The sequence below is a fragment of the Amycolatopsis sp. NPDC043889 genome (assembly GCF_056435645.1).
In genome coordinates, this window is the sequence record NZ_JBWKEC010000010.1 from 161,626 (window position 1) to 185,289 (window position 23,664).

Sequence of the window (23,664 nt, forward strand, 5' to 3'; positions counted from 1 at the left end):
CTTCCCGGGACGTCCATACAGTTCCGGGCAGATAAAGAACGGTCTCCGGAATGGAATCCGCTTTCGGCAACGGCGCCGTTCCGAATTCACCCGCTCCTGTACGAGTCGTCACAACGAGGGGCCATGGAAACCATTTCGGAATCGGTCGTCGCCGCCCACGGGCCGGACGACGCACGCGGCGGGGAGTCGTTCGCGACGCTGCTGAGGTACTGGGCGTGGCGGCTCGGCGACGACGTCGCGGTGACCTACCTCGACCATCGTGCCGGGGCGGACGGCCGGGCGATCACCCTGTCCTGGCGCGAGCTCGACGACCGGGTCGACGCCCTCGCCACCCGCCTGACCGGGTTCACCGGCCCGGGGGACCGGGCCGCGATCCTGGCCCGGCAGTCCGTCGACTACGTCGTCGCCTTCCTCGGCGCGATCCGCGCCGGGCTGGTGGCGGTCCCGCTGTTCTCCCCGGACCTCCCCGGGCACGCGGGCAGGCTGGCCGCCGTGCTCGCCGACTGCGCGCCGAGGGTCGTGCTCACCACCACCGACGGACTCGACGACGCCGCCGGTTTCCTCGCCTCGACGGATTTCGAGCGGCCCGCCGTGCTCGCCGTCGACACCACAGCTCCGGTCGCGGCCGGTGATCGCTCCTGGCCGCGACCGGAACCGGACGGAGTGGCGTATCTGCAGTACACGTCCGGTTCCACGCGGACGCCGGCCGGCGTGATGCTGACCCACCGCAACGCGCTCACCAACGCCCGTCAGGCTTGCGACGCCTACGCGATCGAAACCGGGACGACCTCCACCGTCAGCTGGCTGCCGCTCTTCCACGACATGGGCCTGATCCTCGGGATCGGCGCGCCGCTGGCGGCGGGGGCGGCGTCTGTCCTGATGGATCCGCACGCCTTCCTGGAACGTCCGGCACGGTGGCTGCGCGCGCTCTCGGCCAGCCCCGGCGCGATCAGCGCGGCACCGAATTTCGCCTACGCCTACACCGCTTCCCGGGTCACCGAGGACGAGAAGAGCTACCTCGAACTGAGCCGGGTCGTCTCGCTGATCAACGGCAGCGAGCCGGTTCTTCCGTCGACCATCGCGAAGTTCCACGGCGCCTTCGAGGAATGCGGGCTGCGCCCGGAGGTGCACCGGTCCTCCTACGGGCTGGCCGAGGCCACGGTGCTCGTCTCCGTCACCGAGGCGGGCACGGCGCCACGGCAGGTCGCCTTCGACCGCGAGCGGCTCGCCACCGGGCTCGCCGCGCCGGCGCTCCCCGGCGCGGCGTCCACCACCCTCGTCTCGTGCGGATTCCCGGTGGGACAACGGGTCCGCATCGCCGATCCGGTCACCGGCGCGCTGGTCGAACCCGGCAGGGTGGGGGAGATTCAGGTCAACGGCCCGAACGTCGGCGTGGGGTACTGGGGACGACCCGCCGCGTCCGACGGTGTCTTCGGCCTGCCGCCGATCGACCCGGAGTCCGGCGCGGGCTGGCTCGCGACCGGGGACCTCGGCGTGCGGTACGAGGGTGAGCTGTTCATGACCGGCAGGCTCAAGGACCTCGTCATCGTCGACGGCCGCAACCACTACCCGCAGGACATCGAACAGACCGTGGAGACACATCCCGCGGTCCGGCCGCATTCCGCGGCGGCTTTCGCGATCGAGCACGAAGACGGCGAAGCGGCGGTCGTGCTGGTGGAGCGTGCCAAGGAGACCGGGGCCGACCTCGCCGTGGCGACCACGGAGATCAAGAGGGCCGTCTCGGCCGCGCACGGTCTGCGGCCGCACGACGTCGTCTTCCTCGCCCCGGGCGAGGTACCGCGCACCTCCAGCGGCAAGATCAGCCGTGCCCGGTGCCGGCAGTCCTATCTGGACGGTTCGCTGACCGCGCGGCGGCTCGGGTGACCGCGGAGATCCGCGCCTGGCTCGTCGCGCGGGTCGCGGAGCGGACCGGGTCGCCGGCGGACCACGTCGATCCGGACCGTCCGCTGCACGAGAGCGGGCTTTCCTCGCGGGAGTCGATGGAACTGGCGGCGGAGCTGGGCCGGTACCTCGGCCGCCCGTTGCCGCCGACCCTGGTGTGGCAGTATCCGACGATCGCCGCTCTCGCCGACCGTCTGTCCACAGTGGAGGACTCCGCGGCCGTGGGCGGTGAAGGCCGCGAGGAGGAACCGATCGCGATCGTCGGTGTCGGCTGTCGCCTGCCGGGCGGCGCGGACTCTCCTGAGCGCTACTGGCGGCTCCTGGACGCCGGACGCGACGGCATCCGCGAGGTTCCGGAGGATCGCTGGGGTATCCCCGCGCGTGGCGGGTTCCTCGGTGACATCGCCGGTTTCGACGCCGAGTTCTTCGGCATCACTCCGGGCGAGGCCGAAACGATGGATCCCCAGCAGCGGATACTGCTCGAAGTGACGTGGGCGGCACTGGAGCACGCCGGGATCCCGCCGTCCACGCTCCGGGGAAGCCGGACCGGGGTGTTCGTCGGGCTCTCGGCGGGCGAGTACGGCCACCTGACGATGGCCGATCCAGCCACCGTCGACGTCTGGTCCGCCACCGGTGCCGCGACGAGCATCGCCGCCAACCGGCTGTCGTACCTGTTCGACCTGCGCGGGCCCAGTCTCACCGTCGACACCGCGTGCTCGTCCTCGCTGGTCGCGGTGCACCAAGCGGTGCAGAGCCTGCGCCGCGGCGAATGCGGGACGGCGCTCGCCGCCGGGGTGAACCTGCTGCTCTCACCGGCGGTCACGGCGTCCTTCCAGCGGGCCGGGGTGCTGGCCCCGGACGGGTACTGCAAACCGTTCGACGCCGCCGCCGACGGCATCGCCCGCGGCGAGGGCTGTGGCGTGATCGTGCTCAGACCGCTGAAGGCCGCTCGCCGCGCGGGTGATCGGGTGCTCGCGGTGATCCGCGGCAGCGCGGTCAACTCCGACGGGCGGTCCAACGGTCTCGTCGCGCCCAGTCCCGGCGCGCAGGCGGACTTGCTGCGGGACGCGTACGCGGCGGCGGGCGTCGAGCCGTCCACTGTGGACTACGTGGAGGCGCACGGGACCGGGACCGAGGTGGGCGACCCGATCGAAGCGGGCGCGCTCGGAGAGGTGCTCGGAGCCGGACGCGAACCCGGCCGCCCGCTCCTGATCGGCTCGGTGAAGGGGAACCTGGGCCATCTGGAGGGCGCGGCGGGGATGGCCGGGCTGATCAAGGTCGTCCTCGCGATGGTCCACCGGCGGCTGCCGCCGACGCCGCATCATCACGAACCCAGCCCGCATGTCGACTTCACCGGTCTCGGCCTCCGGGTGGTGGACACCGGGACCGGGTGGCCGCGCTACTCCGACGTCGTGCGCGCCGGGGTCTCGGCGTTCGGCTTCGGTGGCACCAACGCCCACGTCGTCCTCGAAGAATGGCCTGCCGCGTCGTTCGCCGCTCGCGGGACGGAGACCGGGCGCCCGCGGATCTTCGTGCTGTCCGCGCGGTCGGCCGAGGTGCTCCGGGCGCGGGCCGCCGATCTGGCGGACTGGCTCGAAGACCCCGCCCACCGGTCGGTCCCGCTGGACACGGTCGCCGCGACACTGGCCCGGAGCCGCGACCACTTGCCCATCCGTGGCGCGGTCATCGCGGAGGGACGCGACCGGGTGGCCGCCGCATGGCGGGAAATGGCCGCCGGACGCGAGAGCGGCGACGTCGTCCTCGGCGAGGCCGGACCTGCGCCAGGCGTCGTGTTCGTCTTCTCCGGCTACGGCTCCCAGTGGCCCGGGATGGGCCGCGTCCTGCTGCGCACCGAGCCCGCGTTCCGGGCCGAGGTGGAGGCACTCGATCCGGTGTTCCTGGCCGAAGCGGGGTTCACTCTGAGCGAGATGTTCTCCGGCGCGCGGGACCTGCCGGACCTCGCGGAGACGCAACTCGCGTTGTTCGGCATGCAGCTGGCCCTCGCGGGGCTCTGGCGCGCACACGGCGTCGTCCCGTCCGCGGTGCTCGGGCATTCGATGGGCGAGGTCGCGGCCGCCGTCGTCGCGGGGGCGCTGGACGTCGCCGACGGCCTGCGCGTGATGGCCACCCGCGCCCGGCTGCTGGCCGAGGTCGACGCGTCCGGCGACGGCGCGATGGCGGTGGTCGAACTGTCCCCGGCCGAACTCGCCGATCTGGAAACGGACTTCCCCGGGATCACCGTCGCGGTCTACGCCTCGCCGGTCCAGTGCACCGTCAGCGGCGGTGCCGAACAGGTCGAGGCGCTGGTTTCGCACGTCGAGAGCCTCGGCAGGCTGGCGAAGCGGCTGCCGGTCGGGGGTGCGGGCCATTCGGAAGCCGTCGACGCCGTTCTCGGCCGGTTCCGCGCCGAGCTCGGCGACCTTTCCCCACGACCGGTGGAGATTCCCTGCTACAGCAGCGTTCTCGACGATCCACAAAGGTCAGTGGTGTTCGACGTCGAGTACTGGGCGGCGAATCTGCGCCGTCCGGTGCGGTTCAGCCAGGCGCTGGTGGCGGCGACCGCCGACGGGTACGGCGTGTTCGTCGAGATTTCGCCGCATCCGGTCGCACTGGCCGCGATCGAGCAGAGCACCGGCGCGCTCGCGGTGCCGTCGGCGAGCCGCAAGGTCGACGAGCGGGTGGCGTTCCTGACCACGCTCGCCCGGCTCCACACCCTCGGACTGCCCGTCCTGCTCGACGACGGTGGCCCCCGTCCGCTTCCGGTCGAGTTGCCGTGTCCGCGCTGGCGGCACCGGCGGTTCTGGCCGCGGCGTACGGCGAACCGAGCCGGGGGCGCGCATCCGTTGCTGGGTGTCCACATCGAACAACCGACCGGTGGCGGGCACCTGTGGCACGCGGACATCGGGACCGAGGCGCTGCCGTGGCTGGCCGACCACGCGGCGATGGGTGTCCCGCTGTTCCCCGCCGCCGGATTCCTGGAACTCGCGCTCGCGGCGGCGAAAACGGTCCTGCGGCCCGGCGGGATGTTGCGCATCGGTGGTCTCGAACTGCACCGGGTGCTCCCGCTCGCCGCGCACACCGAGGTGACGACCAGCCTGAGCTCCGGAAGCGTGGACGTCTACGCGCGGTCCGCGGACGGCGGCTGGGTGCGGCACGCGACCGCCCGTGTCCGCGACGGGAACACCGCGCTGGTGCCGTTCGGCGCGGTCGGCGACGACGCCCGGCCGATCGACCTGTATCGGGTGCTGGCCGGCGTGGGGCAGAGCTATGGTCCCGCTTTCCGTGGGCTGCGTGACGTCCTGGCCGCGCCGGGCCGGGCTTCGGCGTCGATCACCCTGCCCGCCGACGATCCGGCGTACGTCCTGCATCCGGTGATCGCCGATGCCTGCCTGCACGCGCTGGCCGCCGCGGCCGGGGACGCGCTCCGCGAAGCCGACGGCGTGTTCCTGCCGCTGACCTTGGGCGAGATCGTCCTCGCCGGTGACCCACGCCACGGTGTCCGGGTCGACGCCGTGCTCGACTCGCTCGATCCGGCGAGCGACGGCCTGGTCGGCGGTGTCCAGCTGGTCGACGCCGACGACGTCGTCCTGGTCGAGTTCCGCGAGGTCTACTGCCGCCGGTTCCAGCGTTCGGCGCTGCCGGTGCCGATGGCGGATCTGCTGTTCGAGACGGTCTGGCGGCAGGCCGACCTGCCGTCGGCCGCGCCGGGCTCGCGCCGCTGGGTCGTCCTGCACGAAGACGCGCCGTGGCTGACGGCATTGCGTGACCGGCTCACCGAAGCCGGGGACGAGCTGGTGACGGTTCGGCCCGGGGACCGGAAGGCGCTCGCGGAAGTCCTGAGTTCCCGCGAGGTGGCGGGAGTCCTCGCGTGCGCCGGGACTTCGGACGGGCCCGATCCGATGAACGCGGCGCGAAGGGTCGCCGAGTTCTCCGGCGTCCTCGCCGAACTGGTCGAAGAAGCGCCGCGGTTGTGGCTCGTCAGCGCGGGTGCCTCGGCCATCGAACCCGGCGAGCGCGGCGACCCCGGCCAGGCCTGGCTGCGCGGACTGGTCCGGGTCCTCGCCTTCGAGCACCCCGAACTGCGGGCGAGCCAGGTCGACTTCGACGCCGAGCCGGACCCGGCCCGGCTGTGGGTCGGCAGGCTGGTGGCGGAGATCCGCGCGGACGCGCCGGACGACGAGATCGCCTGGCGAGAGGGCGTCCGGTACACGCGGCTGCTCGCCCGCCCGAAGCTCGGCGAACCCGGCCACGAAACCGTGGTGCGCGACGGCGCTTACGTGATCACCGGAGGTCTCGGCGGCCTCGGCCTGGTCGCCGCGGATTGGCTTGCGGCACGCGGCGCGACCAGGCTCGTCCTTTCCGGCCGGCGTGGTGCGAGCCCTGCGGTCGAGCCGCTTCTGGCAGAACTGCGCGAGCAGGGCGTCGACGTCCGCGTGGTGACGGGTGACATCGCCGAACCGGGAACGGCCGAAGCGCTGGTCGCGGCCGCGACCGAAGGCGGCCTGCCGTTGCGTGGGGTGCTGCACGCGGCCGGTGTGCTGTCCGACGGCGCCGCCGTCGCCCTCGACGACGACGCCGTCGAGGCTGTCTGGCGCGCGAAAGCGCTGGGGGCATGGCGAGTGCACGAGGCGACGGCCGGACACGAACTCGACTGGTGGCTGACGTATTCGTCGGCGGCGGCGTTGTTCGGATCACCGGGGCAGACCGCCTACGCCACCGCGAACGCGTGGGTGGACGCCCTCGTCGCGTGGCGCCGCGCCGCGGGACTGCCGGCGGCGACCATCGGCTGGGGAGCCTGGGGTGAAGCGGGAGCGGCCGTCGGCAGCCGTAATCCCGTCCTCGAATCGCTCGGCACGGAGGAGGCGTTGGCGGCGATGGAGGCCGTGTTGCGCCGTGACCGCGTGTCGACCGGGATCGCCAGGGTCGACGCCGGGACGGTGCTCGCCCTGTTCCCCCGGCTGGCCGGACGGCCGTTCTTCGAGATCCTGGTACCGGGGGAGGAACCGGCATCCGGACCGTCCACTTGGGACGGACTGGACGCGCTGCGGGCGGTCCTCCCGGAAGCCGCCCGCGAGATGCTGGCCGACTACCTCGCCGGGCTCGTCGCCGGGATGCTCGGCCTCTCCGCGGACGAGATCGACCGGCGGACGCCGCTCACCCGGCTCGGCCTGGACTCGCTCGCCGCCTTGCGCGCCAGGGGAGTCGTGGAACGCGACTTCGGCCTGACGCTGCCGATTCCGCTGCTGTTGCGGGGTGCGGGCCTCGCCGAAGTCGCCGGCCATCTCGCCGATCAGGCGGGGTTCGGCGAGGGAGGAGCCCGGCCCGCCAAGCAGGTCACGGCCGTCGGGCCGCGCGATCCGGCCGAACGCTGGATCGCCCGGCACTGGCAGGCGGAACTCGGCGGCGCGGAGCCCGGCGTCCACGAGGACTTCTTCGCCGCCGGTGGCGACGCCGAAGCGGCCGAGCGGCTGCGAGCCGTGTTCACCGGGCAGTTGGGAGCCGTTCCCGAACGGCTCTTCGCCACACCGACGATCGCCGCGATGGCCGACCTGCTGCGCGACGAGATCGAGGGACGCGGAGGCTGCCCTGTCCGGCCGTTGCGCGAAGGCGGCACGGATCCGGTGTTCCTGTTCCATCCGGCGGGCGGTCCGACGAGCGTCTACGAGGGGCTCGTCCGCCTGCTGCCCGAGGGCAGATCCGTCTACGGGCTCGAACGGATCGACGACGAAGACACCGTCGAGGACAAGGCCGAGTGCTATGTCGAGCTGATCCGGGAGATCCAGCCGCGGGGCCCGTACCGGCTGGGCGGGTGGTCGTTCGGCGGCTGCCTCGCCTACGAGACCGCACGGCGCCTGACCGCGGCCGGGGAGCGGGTCGATCTCGTGTTCATGATCGACAGCATCCTGCCGCTGCCCGCGCCGGGGAAACCGGCCGGGGAGATCCTGCTGGACCGGTTCGACCGGTTCGCGGAGCACATCGAGCGGACCTACGGTGTCCCGCTGGACATCCCGCGTGAAGACCTCGCCCGGCTCGGCGACGACGAACAGATCCGGCTGGTGATCGGCAGGTTGGCCGCACAGGTGCCCGAGCTGGGGCACGGCGTGCTGCGGCACCAGTACGAGTCCTATGTGGACGCACGGGTCGCCGAACGGTACGAGCCGGAACCCTATGCCGGGCCGGTGCTGTTGCTGCGCGCGCAGGAGCCGCATCCGCTGACCACCACCCTCGATCCGCGGTACCTGCGCACCGACGACACCCTGGGCTGGGACGCCTTCTGCCCGGATCTGGAGGTCGTGCGGGTGCCGGGCGATCACCTGTCGATGATCGACCCGCCGCACGTCGAGGTGGTCGCCTCGGCACTCTCGGCCCGGCTCGGGGCTCCGAGGACGGCGAGATCATGACCGATGTCCCGTTCGCTCCGACGACGGCGTTCCGGATCGCCGATCTCGCCGCCCGCCGGGAAGAGCTCCGGACCGCCGAGAAGCGGGCCGCCGACCGGCAGCACGCCAAGGGGAAGCTGACCGCGCGCGAACGCGTCGAGGAGTTGCTGGACCCGGGTTCCTTCGTCGAACTCGACCAGTTCGCCCGGCATCGGTGCACCGAGTTCGGGATGGACGCCAACCGGCCCTACGGCGACGGAGTGGTGACCGGGCACGGCACCGTCGACGGCAGGCGGATCTGCGTGTTCTCCCAGGACTTCACCGTGTTCGGCGGCAGCATGGGCGAGGTCTTCGGCGAGAAGGTCCTCAAGGTGATGGACCTGGCGATGACGCTGGGCTGTCCCGTGGTCGGGATCAACGACTCCGGCGGCGCCCGGATCCAGGAAGGCGTCGTCTCGCTCGCCTACTACGCCGAACTCGGCAGGCGCAACACGCTGGCGTCCGGCGTCATCCCGCAGATCTCGCTGATCATGGGCCCCTGCGCGGGCGGGGCGGTCTACTCGCCGGCGATCACCGACTTCACCGTGATGGTCGACGAGACCGCGCACATGTTCGTCACCGGGCCGGACGTCGTGCACGCCGTCAGCGGCGAACGGGTCACCGCTCAGCGGCTCGGCGGCGCCGCGGTGAACAGCGAGGTGTCCGGGAACGCCCACCACCGGGCCACCGACGAACACGACGCCATCGACTGGGTGCGGACCCTGCTCGGGTATCTGCCGTCCAACAACCTCGACACCGTCCCGGGGTACGCCGACGAGACCGCGCCCGAACTCACCGCCGCCGACCTCGAACTCGACCGGCTGGTGCCCGATTCGCTGAATCAGGCGTACGACATGGCCGAGGTGATCGTCCGTCTCGTCGACGACGGCGACTTCATGGAGGTGCACAGCGGCTTCGCGCCTAACATGATCTGCGCGTTCGGCCGGATCCGGGGCCGCACGGTCGGTGTCGTGGCGAACCAGCCTCGCCATCGTGCGGGCGTGATCGACATCGACGCCTCGGAGAAGGCCGCGCGGTTCGTCCGGTTCTGCGACGCCTTCTCCATCCCGATCCTCACCCTGGCCGACGTGCCCGGTTACCTGCCCGGCGAGGCGCAGGAACGGCACGGGATCATCCGGCGCGGCGCCAAGCTGATCTACGCCTACGCCGAGGCGACCGTGCCGAAGGTGACCGTGGTGATCCGCAAGGCTTACGGCGGCGGCTACGCGGTGATGGGGTCGAAACATCTCGGCGCGGACATCAACCTGGCCTGGCCCACCGCGGAGATCGCGGTGATGGGCGCCGAGGGCGCGGTGCGGGTGCTGCACCGGCACGACCTGGCCGCGCTGCCCCCGGAACAGCGGTCCGCCGAACGGCGACGGCTCACCGAGGCGTACCGCGAACGGCATTCGAACCCTTACCCGGCGGCCGAACGCGGTTACGTCGATCAGGTCATCGCGCCGTCGCAGACACGCCTTCAGGTGGCGAGGGCGTTGCACGCGCTGCGGACCAAACGGCAGACCCTCCCGGCCAAGAAGCACGGAAACATCCCGTTGTGAGCAAGGAGAAACGATGAAGCGAACCCGGCGGTGGGGTCTGCTGGCGCTGGCCATGGCCGCCCTGCTCGGAAGCCCGGTCCCCGCGAGCGCGGCGCCCGCGCCGGTCACCGCCGACAACGGCGCGAAGGTCGTCGAGGAGACCTGGCTGGACGCGCGCACCGTCGACCTCAAGATCAGTTCGCCCGCGCTCGGCACCACCGGCATGGTCCGCCTGCTGGTCCCGGCGGGCTGGGCCGCGCAACCGACGCGGACCTGGCCGACGCTGTTCCTGCTGCACGGCTGCTGTGAACCGGTCGACTACCGCTCGTGGGACCAGTTCACCGACGTCAAGGCGTTCACCGCGGACAAGGACGCCCTCGTCGTCATGCCGACCGGCGGGCCCGCCGGGATGTACACGAAATGGTGGAACTTCGGGCTCAAGAGCACTCCCGACTGGGACACCTTCCACACCCTGGAGGTGCGGCAGATCGTCGAACGCGGCTACCGGGCGGGTACGCGCCGGGTCGTCGCCGGGCTGTCGATCGGCGGGTACGGCGCGCTCGCGTACTCGTACAAGCACAAGGGCATGTTCGCCGCGGCCGCGTCCTACAGCGGGGTGCCGAACACCCTCAACCAGGGAGCTCCGCTGTTCATCCAGGGGATCCTGGCCCGCGCGGGGATCTTCAACTACCTCGAACTCTGGGGCGACTCCTGGGGGATGCGGCCGCTCTGGACGGCGAACAATCCATACGACAACGTCGACGGCCTGCGTGGCACGGCGCTCTACATCTCCTGCGGGAACGGGAAGACCGGTCCGCTCGACCCGCCGGGACAGTCCGACATCTTCGAACCGCAGGCGCTGGCTTCCTCGGTGAGTTTCACGGATCGGTTGAAGGCCAAGGGGATTCCGGTGACCGTCGACTACTACGGCGACGGTACGCACAGCTGGCCCTACTGGCAACGGGCGCTGCGGAACTCCTGGCCGGTGCTGGCGGGTGGGCTCGGGATCTCGTGAGTGGTAAGGACGGTTCTAACCGTCCTTACCACTCACGAGGGGTTACTCGGCGGTGCCGGCCACGGCGTGCTTTCGCGACACCCCGCACCGCACCAGCGCTACCCGGCCGCGATCAGTTCGGCGAAGCGTTCCGGGCTCACGTTCCCGCCGCTGACGATCACCCCGACCCTGCCCGAAGCGGGCACCTGGCCGCTGAGCAGCGCCGCGAGCCCGGTCGCCCCGCTCGGCTCGATGACGAGCTTCAGCCGTTCGAACGCGAACCGCATCGCGTCCCGGACCTGGTCGTCGGTGACCAGCGCGACGTCGTCGACGAGCCGCCGGTTGATCGAGAAGGTCAGTTCGCCGGGAATGGAGGCCGCCTGGCCGTCGGCGATGGTCCGCGGCACGGGAATCGACACGCGTTCCCCGGCCTCCAGCGAGCGTTTGGTGTCGTCGCCCTCGGCGGGTTCGACACCGGCGACCCGGATACCGGGCCGCACGGCCTTCGCGGCGGTCGAGCTGCCCGCGATCAGGCCACCGCCGCCGACCGGGACGACGAGCGTGTCCAGTGATTCGGTGTCCTCCAGCAGTTCCAGCGCCGCGGTGCCCTGCCCGGCGATCACGTGCGGGTGCTCGTAGGGCGGGATGAGCGCGAGACCGCGGTCGGCCGCCAGTGCCTCACCGATCGCGACGCGGTCGCCGGTGTACCGGTCGTAGGTGACGATCTCGGCGCCGTAGCCCGCGGTGGCGTCCTTTTTGGACTGCGGGGTGTCCTCCGGGATCAGGATGACCGCGCTGCTCCCGAGTTCCCGCGCGGCGAGCGCGACGGCTTGGGCGTGGTTCCCCGACGAGTAGGCGGCGATGCCCTTGGCCAGCTGTTCCGGCGACAGTCGCGAAGCGGCGTTGTACGCGCCACGGAACTTGAAAGCCCCGACGCGCTGGAGGTTTTCGCACTTGATGAAGACCTCGGCGCCGACGAGGTCGTCGAGGGTCCGGGAACGCACGACCGGCGTCCGGTGCGCGACACCGGCCAGACGGGCGGCGGCGTCGCGGATGTCGTCGATGGTCACGGGGGCGGTCATGATGCTCCTTGATCACGGATTTCGGCGAGATAGTTGTAAGCGGAGGCGCGGGAGATCCCGATCCGGGCCGCGACCTGGGGCACGGCCCGCCGCACGGCGAAGACGCCGCGCGCGTGCAGGCTGCGGAACAGGTCGAGGCGTTCTTCGCGGCTGAGCGCGGTCCAAGGTTTGTTCAGCCGGAGCTGGTGCTCGTCGACGATCGCGTCCACCACCGCGTCGACGTCGTCGCCGAAGGTGGTGGTCGGCGTTTCCGCGGCGGTGCCGACGTCGGCGAGTTCGCCGACCAGGGTCCGCAGCTGGCCCAGCGCGGTGACGTCGAGGTTCACGCACAAGGCGCCGAACACCGAGCCGCCGCTGTCGCGCAGCAGCATGGTCGACGACTTCACGAGCTTCCCGGACGCCGTCCGAGTGACGTAGTTCAGCTGGTCTTCGGCGTCGTCGCCGCGGGCGAGCAGGCCCATGCCGATCTCGCTCATCGAGCCGCCCACGGTGCGGTCGGTGACCGAGCCGGCGATCGCGACCACCGACTTCTCCGGACGGCGGAAGTCGTGCACCACGACCTCGCAGAACGAGCCGAGTGTCGCCGCGATGCCGTCGGCGACCGGGGCGAGCGCGTCGAGGATCGCGTCCTGCTCAGACATCGCGTACTCGGGCCAGGGCTTCGACCTCGACGACGCCGCCATAGGGCAGCGACGCCACTCCCACACAGGTCCGGGCGGGCCGGGGCTCGGCGAAGAACTCTTCGTAGACCCGGTTGAGGCCGTCGCGGTCGGCGATGTCGGTCAGGTAGACGACGACCTTCACCACGTCGGCCCTCGTCGCGCCCACCGAACGCAGCGCGGCGTCGAGGTTGGCGAAGGCCTGCGGGCATTCGGCGCCGAATCCGCCGGGCACCAGTGCGCCGGCCTCGCTCACGCCGAGCCGCCCGGACACGGAAACCAGGTCGCCGCTGCGGAAGGCCGGAGGGTACGGATGCTCGTTGGTCACGAGACTGACTGTATAAGCGCTGGACGGAAAGTCCAACCGAAATAGGAAGTGACATACCGCTCACGTGGTGAACGGGGTGTTACTCGCGGGTAGTCGCTCGGGTTAACGGGCTTCACTCGGACGAGCGACCGCTGTTTCATGATCGTCAAATGGCGGTGAACCGCCTTGTCCGGCCTTCGATGATCAAGGCAGCCTCCTCGGCGTGCGGTCCCTGTCCGCACATCCACAGCCGAGAGGATGCACACCATGCGCGACACCCAGAGCACCACCCGCCGCTGGACGAAGCGGGGCCTGGCGGCCGGCCTGCTGGCGGTTCCGATGCTCGCCGTCTTCGGCGGCTCGGCGTCAGCGGCGGAACTCACGCCGATCGCCGAGTACCTCGACAGCACCATCGCCGGCCTGTCCGCGTCGTTGGTCGAGGCGCTCGCGGCCCTGCTCGGCGTGGGCTGAGCCGGGCCCGAGTCGTCAGGAAAGGGGCGTTCAGGACGTTTTTCGTCCTGAACGCCCCTTTCCTGACATCGCTCAGACCACCTCGAAGTTCGCCATCATCGCCATGTCCTCGTGTTCGGCGTTGTGGCAATGGAAGACATAACGGCCGCGATAGCCGTCGAACCGCGCGATGACCTCGACCGACTCGCCGGGGGCCAGGTCCACGGTGTCCTTGATGCCGCCGTCGAACGGCCCCGGCGGACGCCCGCCCCGCGAAAGGATCCGGAAGCCCACCAGGTGCAGATGCACGGGATGGTGGATGTCGGCGACGAACCGCCAGATCTCCGTGTCGCCTAGGCGCGGGCTCGCCGACATCACGTCCGGTGAGAACGGTTCCCCGCCGATCACCCAGCCCGCGCGGCCGTGGACGGTGCCTGCCCGGAACGAGAAGTCCCGCGTGGTCGTGGCCTGTTCGCGAGTGAGCGGCGGGATTTCGCCGAGTTTCGCCGGAACGCGGCTGTCGTCCGCGGCGCGGCGCGCGACGACGAATCGCATGACCTGGGCGGTCGAACCGGTGCCGAGCCGGTTCACGAGGGTGACCTCGGTGCCGGCCGGATACCGGCCGAAGTCGACGACGACGTCGTACCGTTCCGCAGGCGCGATGGGGAGATGGTCGTGTACGCGTGGCGCGTCCAGGAGGCCTTGGTCGGCGCCGATCTGCACGAAACCGCCCCCGCCGCGCGGCGACGGGTCCAGCGCCAGGTCGTAGCGCCGGGCGTTGGAGCCGTTGAGCAGGCGCAGGCGGTACTTGACGGCCGCCACCTCGTGTACCGGCCACGGCGCGCCGTTTACCAGGATGACATCACCGAAAACGCCTTCCACATAAGCACTTTCGACGCCTGGTGTGGTCCGCAGCGACCGGTCGAGCGAGGGATAGGCGAAGGCCCCGTGCTCGTCGAAAGACCGGTCGGCGATCATCAGCGGCAGTTCACGGTCCCCGGACGGGAGTCCCAGTGAGTCTTCCTCGTCGTCGCGGACCAGATGGAAGCCGGCCAGGCCCCGGTACACGGCCGGGCCGGTGAAGTCCATGCGATGGTCGTGGTACCACAGGGTCGCGGCCCGTTGCCGCAGCGGGAAGACGTAGTCGCGTTCGCCGTTCGAGATCCGGGCGCGGGCGTCGGCCATGCCGTGCCCGGTATGCGCGGTGCTCCACCCGGATCGCGGCAGGACGAGATCGGTCGGGTAGCCGTCGGAGTCGGCAGGGGTGTGCCCGCCGTGCAGGTGGACCACGGTCGGCACGGGAAGTTCGTTGCGGTGGTGCGCCACCACCGTCCGATCCCGCCGCGACTCGATCGTCGGACCGGGGAAGATCCCGTCGTAGCCCCAGATCGGCGTCCGGACGCCGGGGAGGATCTCGGCCGCCGCCGCCCGCTGGGTGATCGTGTAGTGATCGGCCTCGGCGGTCCTTTGCGGACGCAGGACCGGCGGGATCGGCAGCGGTACCCGGAACGGCTCCGGCAACGGGAGTCCGCTGCGCAGCAACTCGCCGGTCCCCGGAGCGCCCCGCGCGAGCAGGCGGGGAGCCGCGACCCCCGCCGCGACGAGGACACCGGCCCCGCCGGCGAGCCCGAAGAAGGTCCTGCGGGGCAGCCGCCTGCTCATCGGTCCACCCGCCAGGTCTGCGGCCGCCAGACGGCGATGGTCGTCAGCACCGTCGCGGTGACGAGGGCGACGCCGAGCGGGATGTGCAGGTCGAGCGCGCCCTTCATCCCGGCGAGATACTGTCCGGTCTCACCCAGCGCGAGCAGCAGGCTGATCCAGAACAGCCAGCGCGGTCCGCGGACCAGCCACAGGATCAGCGCCGCCAGGATCTGCGCGTACGCCAGGTACGACACGGCGTCGGCGCCCCAGCGGTGCAGCCAGAGCATGTCGTAGTCGCCGCCGAGGTAGCCGCCGGCGAACATCGGCTGGCCGATGATCGCGACGGCGTGGGCGCTCACCAGTACCCGGTTCACCACCAGCGTCCCGTTCGCCGTCCGGCTCGGGCTGGTCAGGGTTTCACTCACGTGATCGAACGTAGAAGCCGACGCCTTATGCTGTCCAAGACAAGATCGGTTATCTGTTCATAACAGGCGAGGTATCAGCAGTGGATCTTCTGGCACTCCGGTACTTCCAGACGGTCGCCCGGCTCGAACACGTCGGCCGGGCCGCCGAAAAGCTGCGTGTCGCGCAACCCTCGCTCAGCCGGACCTTGGCCAGGCTCGAGAACGACCTCGGCGTACCGCTGTTCGACCGGCACGGCCGCCGGATCCGGCTCAACCGGTTCGGGACCGCGTTCCTCCGCCGCGTCGACCGGGCGCTGGCCGAACTCGACGACGCCCGTCAGGAACTCGACGACGCCGCCGGGCTGGAACGTGGCACCGTCGCCGTCGCAGCCGAAAGCCTCCTGGTCCTCACCGAACCGCTTCGCACCTTCGTCCCCAATCATCCGCTGGTGGACTTGCGGCTTTCCCAGGCATCGGCGGAGGGGATGGCGGACAAACTGAGAGCCGGCGACGTCGACCTCTGCGTCACGTCGCAACCCTTGACCGGCAACGACATCCGCAGCCGTGTGCTCCTCGACGAGGCGGTGATGCTCTGCGTTCCTTCCGGGCACCGGCTCGCCGAGCGCGGCCGTGTCGGCCTGGCGGATCTCGAGGGCGAGCCGTTCCTCACCACGCGGCCCGGTTACTGGCAACGCGGGCTCGTCGATCGTCTGTTCGCAAAGGCCGGGCTCGACCTGCACGTCGTCTGCGAGGGAGACGAAGCCGCGGTGCTCTTCCAGCTCGTCGACGCGGGGCTCGGTATCGCGCTGGTGCCTTCCCTGGGGTTGCGCGCCGTCACCGGCTCGGCGGTGGTCTGGCTGGACGTCGACGATCCCGACTGCCGCCGCGTGCTCAGCGTCGCGTGGCGCGAGGACACGTACCTTTCCGTTGCCGCCCAACTGTTTCGCGATCACCTGGTCGGCCACTTCCGTGCGCGGGCCGAGCCCCGGTCGAGGTGACCGGGGCCCGGTGGGGCGCCCTTACGGGTTGAGCGTGACGCTGTAGGCGCTCAGTGCCTCGCCGATCGGCTGGTAGTACGAAGTGCCACTGCCCTTGCCGGAGGTGATGCCGAGGCCGACGCTGCCGGAGAAGAGGCAGCCGCCCGAGTCGCCGGGGTTGGCCAGCGCGTTGGTCTGGATCAGCTGGTGCACCGAGCCTTCGGCGTAGTTCACCGTGACGTTCAGCCGCTGCACCGAACCCGAGGTGAGGCGGGTGGTGCTGCCGCTCTTGCTGATCCGCTGCCCGACGGTGGCGGTACCGGCGGAGGCGATCCGCTGGGTGGAGCCGTTCCACAGGGTGACGGCGCCGGGTGCGCTGCCGGTGGTGTTGCGGATCAGGCCGTAGTCGTTGGTCGGGAAGCTGGCGCCCTGCGACGGTCCGACGTTCCACTGCGACACCGCGCGGGTGCAGTGACCGGCGTCGAGGATGTAGTTCTGGCCGCCGCGGTTGGTGTTGAACCCGACCGAGCACCGGGTGCCGCCGCCGGTGATGGCCTCACCGTTGTAGATCGCGGTGTGCATTTCGCCAGTGGTCCGCTCCACGCGGACGCGGTCGCCGAGTGCTTCGGCGGCCTTCACGAGGGCTTCGGTGCCCTTGGCCGCGTCGGAGATGGTCAAGACGACCTGGTTGGCCTTCGGGTCGAGGCCGATCGACGTGTGCGCGACCGACGGCAACGCCTGCAGGGCGTTCTGTGCCCCCGCCAGCGCGGCGCTGGAGTGCTTGACCACCCGGGCCTGCGCCCCGGTTGCCGTCACCTGGTCCGCGGCGGCCTGGTCGAGGACGTTCACGACCGGCTTTGCGGCGTCGTCGAGGTATCCGTCGGCGGCGCGGGAGCCGAGCGAAGCGGTGACCTTCTGCAGCTTCTCGACGCTCGCCGTCTGCGTCCGGAGGAATTCGACGGCGGCGGCCTGGCTGATCCCGGCTTCGGCGGCGAGGGACGTCACCGCCTCGTGCTGCACCGTGGGGGAGTAGCCCGCGATGGTGGTGGCGGTGGCCGTGGACGGGGCGAGGAAGCCGGCGACCGCGGCCGCGGCCACCAGTGTCGTGGCGGTACGGGCTAAGGGGTTTGTGCGCATACCGGTGACTCACTTTCGCGAGGGGACATCCAGCGCGAGGGGTGGCCGCACTGGACACAGTGGGTAGCCGGGCACGGCCAAGGCGACCCGGCGCCGGTGATCCGGTGCCGATCATGGTGATCCGCCGCACCGGTGGCGGATACCGACTTTCGTTGGACAGGAAGAAAAATAGGTACCCGCCGTTCGGTCTACCGACGGATACGCGCACAGCAAACGGTGGTTACGTGACTCGCGTGATCAGGAACGGATCTCACGTGAGTGCGGCGTTGAAGGCCAGGCGGGCGAAGCGCTCCCCGATGAGCCGGTGCGTGGCCGCATCCGGGTGGAGGGCGTCGGGCAGCGGCAGCTCGGCGTGGTCCGCCTCGCCGTACAGTTCGAGGCCGTCGAGGTACCGCAGGTTCGGATCGGCCGCGCTCCGTTCCTTGACGATACGGGCGAGTTCTTCGCGGATCACGGTGAGCGTCAGCTTTCCCGATGCGGTCTCCGCGGGATCGCCGGCGGCCCTGAACCGCACTTTCCCCTCACGCAGGGCGTCCGGGTCGAACTCGCCTGGCCCCGGCGTGTGTTCGTGGATCGGGCAGTGGATCGGCGAGACGACCAGCAACGGCGTGGTGGGATGGCCTTCCCTGATGGTGTCAAGGAAACCGTGCACCGCCGGGCCGAACGCGCGCAACCGCATCAGGTCGGCGTTGACGACGTTGATGCCGATCTTGACGCTGATGATGTCGGCGGCCGTGTCCCGCATCGCGCGGGCGGTGAACGGGTCGAGCAGCGCGCTGCCGCTGAAGCCCAGGTTGACCAGGTCCACCCCGGCGAGGGCCGCGGCCGTGGCGGGCCACGTCCCGGTCGGGGTCGTCGCGTTGGAACCGTGACTGATGGAACTGCCGTGGTGCAGCCAGGTCCGGCGACCGCTCGACTGTACACTGTGGACGGACGAGTCGGTGCGCAGGGCGACCAGCCGGGTCGTTTCGTTGTGCGGCAGCCAGATTTCGACGGTCTTCTCGTGACCGGGCAGGTCGTCGAACCGCAGGGTTCGCACGGGGCCGGGCTCGTGCCGCGCGGCACCGGTGGCCAGGTCGACGCTGATCGTGTCGCCGTCGGCCACGCTCGCCTGCCTCGAGAGCCTGCCGTCGACGAACAGTTCGTAGACGCCGTCGGGCCGGGGCGGTGTGCCGGTGAAGACCCGTTTGGTGGCCAGGACGTCGAGTTCGACGAGGGACGCCGTGGTGCGGAAGACCAGCCGCACGCCGGACGGTTGCGACTCCGCCATGGTCAGCTGGCCGTCGGGGATCTGCTGCCGCGCCCGCGCGGGCAGCCGGTGGGGGAGCACGCCGCGCTCGGTGGATTCGAGGTCGAGCGCGCCGCGGACGAGGCCGGCGGTGATCGGGGTGGTGAGCATTCTTCCGTTCATTTCGTTCGGGGCCAGGCGCGCAGCAGGACGTCGAGCGCGTCGAGGATCTCGGTCCAGCTCTCCTGCGGGCCGGGGGTGCTGTGGCTGAAACCTCCGGCGGCCTCCAGGCCGACGAAACCGCTGAACACACTGCCCAGCAACCGGACCGCGTGCGTCCGATGCGGTTCGGCGAGGTCGTAGCCGCGCAGGATCGCCCGCGTCAATTCGGCGTGGCGGACGCCGGCGCTGGTGGCTGCCTTGTCCGGTGCGAGCCGGAACCTCGCGGCGGTGAACCGGCCCGGGTGTTCGAGGGCGTAGTCGCGGTGGACGTTCGCCAACGCGACCAGCGCCTCCTTGCCCGCCAGTCCCGCCACCGCGGTAACGGCGAGATCGGCGAGTTCGGCCAAGGCCAGCAGGGCGATCTCGGTCTTCAGTTCGTGGGCGTTCCGTACGTGCGAATACAGGCTCGCCGTCTTGACGCCGCACCGTTTCGCGAGCTCGGTCGGGGTCACGTGCTCGAAACCGATCTCGTCGGCCAGCTCCGCGCCCGCCCGGATCACCCGTTCCGTCGTCAATCCCGCTCGCGCCATGGCTGTCACTCTAGCATAGTCCATTTGGGATTTGCCTAATAGGATTAGGAGACGAAACCTGGGTTCGGTAGCGCCGGGCTCGGCAAAGGGTGGACCGGCCGAGGCGCCATCCCGCCCTCGGCGACCGGCTGCCCGCGAACCGAACTCTGGAGTGTCCATGCCGCTCACCCTCGTCCGCGGGTTCCTGACCGGGATCATCAGCGGGACGACCTTGTGCGCCTTCATCGCCGGCGTCGTCATCGAGTACGTTCCGCTGATCATCACGGGCGTCGGACTGCCGATCGTCTACGGGATCCTGCTCTACCTCGCCGGGGCGCCGCGACGCGCCCGTGAGGCGAAGATCGTTCCGGTGGTCGCGCTCGCCAAGATCGAAAGCCTTCGTGCCGGGGGCACCGAGACGGGGGACATCCCGGTCGACCTCGCCCTCACCGTCGCCCCCGACGGCCTGGCCACGTTCCGGGTGAAGATCACCCACGGCATCAACCTGGTCGACATCCCGAACTACCGGACGGGCGACGTCCTCGTCGTCCGGTACCCGCCGGACCGGCCGTGGAAGGCGGAGGTCGTGGACCGGCCGCCGCCGTCGTGGGAACGCCGCGCGGCCGAAGCCACGATCGAATCCGCTCCGGAGTCCAGCCTGGTGCAGGAACCGGCGGAGGGCTGCGGGTTCGCCGCGCTCGCCGTCCTCGGGTTCCTGCTCGGCGCGGCGCTCGTGCTGTTCCTGTTCGGCGCGGAGCTGTTCGCGCCGGAAACGCCTGCCCGGACGGAAGAGACCCAGTCCAGTGTGACCACGTCCTCCTCGGGATCCGCGACCGTCGACGTCGACAGATCCCTGCTGGGCGAAGGGGAGTTGCGCCGGGCGATCGACTCATTGGCGCAGGCCGCGGACGTTTCGCAGGTGATCACCGTTGTCGTCGAGGACCGGCGGCTGACCGTGGTCTTCGCGCCGACGGGCGCCCAGGTGCCGCGGTTCGACCTCCGCGCGCTGGAGGTCGACCGCGTCCCTGCCCTGGTGCGGCGGGCGAAGGCGACCATCGAAGTCGGGGAACCGCAGACGTGGCAGGTCACGACCGTCCCGTTCGGCACCGCCGTCAGCACCCGGGTGATCGTGACCGGCCCCGACGGCAGCGGCTCACTCGCGGACGGTGGCTGAAGCCGGTCCGTGCTTTCCCGGCGCGGCGCTGCCGGAGTATTCGCCGAGATCGGAGATCAGCGCGGTCAGCTCGGCGTCGTTGTCGTAGCGACGCTGGTGCAGTTCGGCGATCTTCGCGCCCATCTCCGGATCCGGGTCGTCGGTGATGTCGAAGGACGCGAACCTGTCGACCAGCGGCAGCCCGACCCGGTCGGTGTTCCGGTGCGCCGGGTGCATGAGGTACTCCCAGTACCCGTCGAGGTCTTCGATCGCGAAGACGGCGCCCCATTCGTAGTCACCGCCGAAATCGCGGCCGACGACGAAGGACTTCACCGACGGGATGACCCGGCCTTGGTTGCGGAGGCTTTCCAGAGCTTCTTCGACCTGCTCCGGGGAGGCGTCGGGGCGCAGGGTGAAACGGTTGCCGTGGTAGATCATCGTGTTTCCTTTCCGTTGTTCCGGTTCGGGAGGAGAGCGGCGAGTGCCGCTCCGGCGCCCAGGGCGACACCGGTCCAGGTGAACGCGCCGGCGATGCCGATGCCCTGGACGAGTGGCTGGACGACGATGGGGGACAGGAACTGCCCGAGGAAGATCGCGGCGACCAGGCCGCTGAGCACGCGGCCGCGGTGCGCGGGATGGGCGAACTCGGCCAGGCGCAGGTTGAGGTTCGGGACGACGAAACCGACGCCGAACCCTCCGACGAGCAGTCCGGCCACGACCTGGGCGACGGTGCCCGCCGTGCCGATCACCAGCCAGCCCGCGCCCATGAGCGCGACGCTCACCGTGGTGATCGCCGTGGGGCTCAGGCGCTCACGCAGGCGGGGGAACGCCAGTGCACCGGCGACGCTGGTCAACGTGCTCCCGGCGACCACGGCCCCGACGACGGCGGGGCCGCTGCCGAACCCTTCCAGCAGGAAGGGCAACTGAGTCGGCGCCATGTAGAAGACCAGTGTCGCCACCAACGCGAGGACGTAGACGCCGATGATGCGCGCGGGCAGCCGGGTCCGCGCGCGCTCACTGACCGCGGGACTGCTCCGGACCGGTTCGCGCAGGGATGTGATCGCGAAGATCGCCACGATCGCCGAGACCGAATAGATCCAGAACGGCGCTTGCCAGCTGACTGTGGCCAGCACCCCCGCCAGCGGCAGGAAGACGACACCGCCGAGACTCGCGAAAGCCTGCTGCAACGCGAGGAACGAGGAACGGCGCTCGCCGGAGTACCAGTCGGTGATCAGGGTGCTGACCGCGGTCATGATCCCGCCGACGGCCAAGCCGAGCCCCGCCCGGGTGATCAGCAGCAGGTAGAGGTCGTTCACGAAGAATCCCGCCGTCCCGGAGATCGCGTAGAGCCCGAGGCCGGCCAAGAGCAGGGGGCGGCGTCCGGCGCGGTCGGCGACGATCCCGGACAGGGGCGCGCTGATCGCGATCGCGAGGGAGGTCACGGTCAGCGTCAACCGCACGAGAAGGCCGGAGCCGGGGGTACCGGAGAAGACCTCCCGCATCGCGGGCAGGCTGGGCGCGATGATCGCCGCGGCCATGATGGTCAGCGGTGCCGCGGCCAGCACGGTGCCGCGGGCTCGCCGCGTCGGCGCCAATGTGTTCGTCACGCCCCCAATCTCGCAGCGCGACGGCGGGGTTCGCGTCGGTGAAAATCGCCTATGTCCGCCCGTTCTCGGTAGCGTGCGAGCATGACCGACGAGATCCTGCCCGCCATCGCCGGAGCGATCCTCACCGGAGAAGCCGCGCTGTCCGTGGCGGGGAGGGACTGGGGCAACCTGATCCACACCAGGCCCGGGCTGGTCGTGAGGCCCGCCTCGGTGACCGACGTGGCGATCGTGCTCAGGTTCGCCGCCGCGCGGGGCCTGCCGGTCGCCGCCCGCGGAGCGGGGCATTCGCCGTACGGGCAGGGACAGGTCGAGGGCGGGATCCTGCTGGACATGACTTCGCTGCCGCCGCACAGGGTGGTCACCGGTGATCTGGTGTCGGTGGACGCGGGCGCCCGCTGGCGGGAAGTGCTGGAGGCGACCTTGCCGCACGGGCTGGCACCTCCGGTACTCACCGACTATCTCGAGCTGACCGTCGCCGGCACCCTGGTGGTCGGCGGGATCGGCGGCGCCACCCACCACCACGGCACACAGACCGACGGCGTGGTGGAACTGGAGGTCGTCACCGGCGCCGGAGAGGTGCTCACCTGCTCACGCGAGAGCGGCGAGGACCTGTTCGACGCGGTCCTCGGCGGCCTGGGGCAATGCGCGGTGATCACCCGCGCGACCCTGCGCCTGACCCCGGCCCCGGCGCGGGCCCGGCGATGGAAGCTCTACTACGACTCGCTCCCGGCGTTCTTGGCGGACCAGCGCGCGGTTGTCCGTGACGGTCGTTTCGACTACGTGGAGGGCCAGCTGATCCCCGTCGGCGACGGCTGGCGGTACATGCTGGAGGCGGTGGCCTACTACTCGCCGCCCGCCGGGCCGGACGAGGACGCGTCGCTGGACTCGCTCGGTTTCGGCGAGTCCGAAGACGAGGACACGGGGTATTTCGACTTCCTGAACCGGATGGCCGACGGGGAGGCCGCCCTGCGGGCGGAAGGAAGCTGGTTCCATCCGCATCCGTGGCTGAACGTCTTCCTCACGGACGACACGGTCGAGCGGTTCGTCGCCGAAACCCTCGCCACCACCGGCGAACCCGAACTGGGTGCCACGGGACTGGTCCTGCTCTACCCGGTGCGGAACGACCGGTTGAAGACTCCGCTGTTCACCGTGCCGCCGGGGGAGATCTCCTGGCTGTTCTCGCCGCTGCGCGTCGGTTCGCCCCGCGATCCGCTGCACAACGCCCGCTTGCTGGAGCTCAATGTGGACCTCTACCGGAAGGCACGCGAGCTGGGCGGGAAGGTCTATCCGTCGAACGCGCTGCCGATGTCCACAGAGGACTGGCGCGCGCATTTCGGCGGCGCCTGGCCGAAACTCGCCGACGCCAAGGCCCGGTACGCGCCGGGGAATCTGCTCAACCCCGGACAGTGCCTGCGGGTGCCCTGAGGTCCGCGGA

General features: G+C 70.7%; 18 protein-coding genes. 8 read left to right on the forward strand and 10 right to left on the reverse strand.

Annotated features, from left to right (window positions below; all coding sequences use genetic code 11):
• Positions 1-123: 123 nt before the first annotated feature.
• The 4 genes from AC0685_RS20850 to AC0685_RS20865 are packed head-to-tail and all read left to right on the forward strand — an operon-like array spanning position 124 to position 10,874.
• A complete protein-coding gene (locus AC0685_RS20850; RefSeq protein WP_478227060.1) occupies positions 124-1,884 on the forward strand; it encodes a fatty acyl-AMP ligase in 1,761 nt (586 codons plus the stop codon).
• Positions 1,881-8,303, forward strand: coding sequence for an SDR family NAD(P)-dependent oxidoreductase (locus tag AC0685_RS20855; RefSeq protein ID WP_478227061.1), 6,423 nt, complete (start codon positions 1,881-1,883; stop codon positions 8,301-8,303). Before AC0685_RS20850 ends, AC0685_RS20855 begins: the two co-directional genes overlap by 4 nt.
• Positions 8,300-9,880, forward strand: a complete 1,581-nt coding sequence (locus AC0685_RS20860; RefSeq protein WP_478227062.1) for an acyl-CoA carboxylase subunit beta — start codon at positions 8,300-8,302, stop codon at positions 9,878-9,880. The genes AC0685_RS20855 and AC0685_RS20860 overlap by 4 nt, the downstream gene beginning before the upstream one ends.
• Before the next feature lie 13 nt (positions 9,881-9,893).
• Positions 9,894-10,874 (forward strand): alpha/beta hydrolase, encoded by a 981-nt coding sequence (locus AC0685_RS20865; RefSeq protein ID WP_478227063.1) that lies wholly within the window; start codon positions 9,894-9,896, stop codon positions 10,872-10,874.
• Positions 10,875-10,972: 98 nt separating this feature from the next.
• Here the strand turns inward: AC0685_RS20865 and AC0685_RS20870 are convergent, their stop codons facing one another.
• Genes AC0685_RS20870 through AC0685_RS20880 form a run of 3 tightly spaced genes read right to left on the reverse strand, consistent with a single transcriptional unit; the run spans position 10,973 to position 12,922 of the window.
• A complete protein-coding gene (locus tag AC0685_RS20870) occupies positions 10,973-11,935 on the reverse strand; it encodes a pyridoxal-phosphate dependent enzyme (RefSeq protein ID WP_478227064.1) in 963 nt (320 codons plus the stop codon).
• On the reverse strand, positions 11,932-12,576 hold the full coding sequence (locus AC0685_RS20875; RefSeq protein WP_340682426.1) for a helix-turn-helix transcriptional regulator: 645 nt from the start codon (positions 12,574-12,576) through the stop codon (positions 11,932-11,934). Before AC0685_RS20875 ends, AC0685_RS20870 begins: the two co-directional genes overlap by 4 nt.
• Positions 12,569-12,922, reverse strand: coding sequence for a RidA family protein (locus AC0685_RS20880; protein WP_478227065.1), 354 nt, complete (start codon positions 12,920-12,922; stop codon positions 12,569-12,571). Before AC0685_RS20880 ends, AC0685_RS20875 begins: the two co-directional genes overlap by 8 nt.
• A gap of 246 nt (positions 12,923-13,168) precedes the next feature.
• Here AC0685_RS20880 and AC0685_RS20885 point away from each other — a divergent pair, with 246 nt between their 5' ends.
• Positions 13,169-13,372, forward strand: coding sequence for a hypothetical protein (locus AC0685_RS20885; protein ID WP_192744723.1), 204 nt, complete (start codon positions 13,169-13,171; stop codon positions 13,370-13,372).
• Between the two features lie 72 nt (positions 13,373-13,444).
• Here the strand turns inward: AC0685_RS20885 and AC0685_RS20890 are convergent, their stop codons facing one another.
• On the reverse strand, positions 13,445-15,013 hold the full coding sequence (locus AC0685_RS20890) for a multicopper oxidase family protein (protein ID WP_478227066.1): 1,569 nt from the start codon (positions 15,011-15,013) through the stop codon (positions 13,445-13,447).
• Positions 15,010-15,417 (reverse strand): hypothetical protein, encoded by a 408-nt coding sequence (locus tag AC0685_RS20895; protein ID WP_478227067.1) that lies wholly within the window; start codon positions 15,415-15,417, stop codon positions 15,010-15,012. Before AC0685_RS20895 ends, AC0685_RS20890 begins: the two co-directional genes overlap by 4 nt.
• Positions 15,418-15,497: 80 nt before the next feature.
• Here AC0685_RS20895 and AC0685_RS20900 point away from each other — a divergent pair, with 80 nt between their 5' ends.
• Entirely contained in the window at positions 15,498-16,394 is an 897-nt protein-coding gene (locus AC0685_RS20900) for a LysR family transcriptional regulator (protein WP_478227068.1), read from the forward strand.
• 21 nt (positions 16,395-16,415) lie between these two features.
• On the opposite strand, the gene AC0685_RS20905 is transcribed toward AC0685_RS20900, so the two are convergent.
• From AC0685_RS20905 to AC0685_RS20915, 3 genes are all read right to left on the reverse strand, one after another.
• Positions 16,416-17,510, reverse strand: a complete 1,095-nt coding sequence (locus AC0685_RS20905) for a S1 family peptidase (protein WP_478227069.1) — start codon at positions 17,508-17,510, stop codon at positions 16,416-16,418.
• Positions 17,511-17,760: 250 nt separating this feature from the next.
• Positions 17,761-18,909 (reverse strand): SGNH/GDSL hydrolase family protein, encoded by a 1,149-nt coding sequence (locus AC0685_RS20910; RefSeq protein ID WP_478227070.1) that lies wholly within the window; start codon positions 18,907-18,909, stop codon positions 17,761-17,763.
• Positions 18,910-18,917: 8 nt separating this feature from the next.
• On the reverse strand, positions 18,918-19,490 hold the full coding sequence (locus AC0685_RS20915) for a TetR/AcrR family transcriptional regulator (protein ID WP_478227071.1): 573 nt from the start codon (positions 19,488-19,490) through the stop codon (positions 18,918-18,920).
• Between the two features lie 157 nt (positions 19,491-19,647).
• Here AC0685_RS20915 and AC0685_RS20920 point away from each other — a divergent pair, with 157 nt between their 5' ends.
• Complete coding sequence (locus tag AC0685_RS20920) at positions 19,648-20,643, forward strand: hypothetical protein (protein ID WP_478227072.1); 996 nt, start codon at positions 19,648-19,650, stop codon at positions 20,641-20,643.
• On the opposite strand, the gene AC0685_RS20925 is transcribed toward AC0685_RS20920, so the two are convergent.
• A complete protein-coding gene (locus AC0685_RS20925) occupies positions 20,623-21,060 on the reverse strand; it encodes a Dabb family protein (protein WP_478227073.1) in 438 nt (145 codons plus the stop codon). The genes AC0685_RS20920 and AC0685_RS20925 overlap by 21 nt on opposite strands.
• Complete coding sequence (locus AC0685_RS20930; protein ID WP_478227074.1) at positions 21,057-22,229, reverse strand: MFS transporter; 1,173 nt, start codon at positions 22,227-22,229, stop codon at positions 21,057-21,059. The genes AC0685_RS20925 and AC0685_RS20930 overlap by 4 nt, the downstream gene beginning before the upstream one ends.
• A gap of 81 nt (positions 22,230-22,310) precedes the next feature.
• Here AC0685_RS20930 and AC0685_RS20935 point away from each other — a divergent pair, with 81 nt between their 5' ends.
• Entirely contained in the window at positions 22,311-23,654 is a 1,344-nt protein-coding gene (locus tag AC0685_RS20935; RefSeq protein WP_478227075.1) for an FAD-binding protein, read from the forward strand.
• Positions 23,655-23,664: the final 10 nt, after the last annotated feature.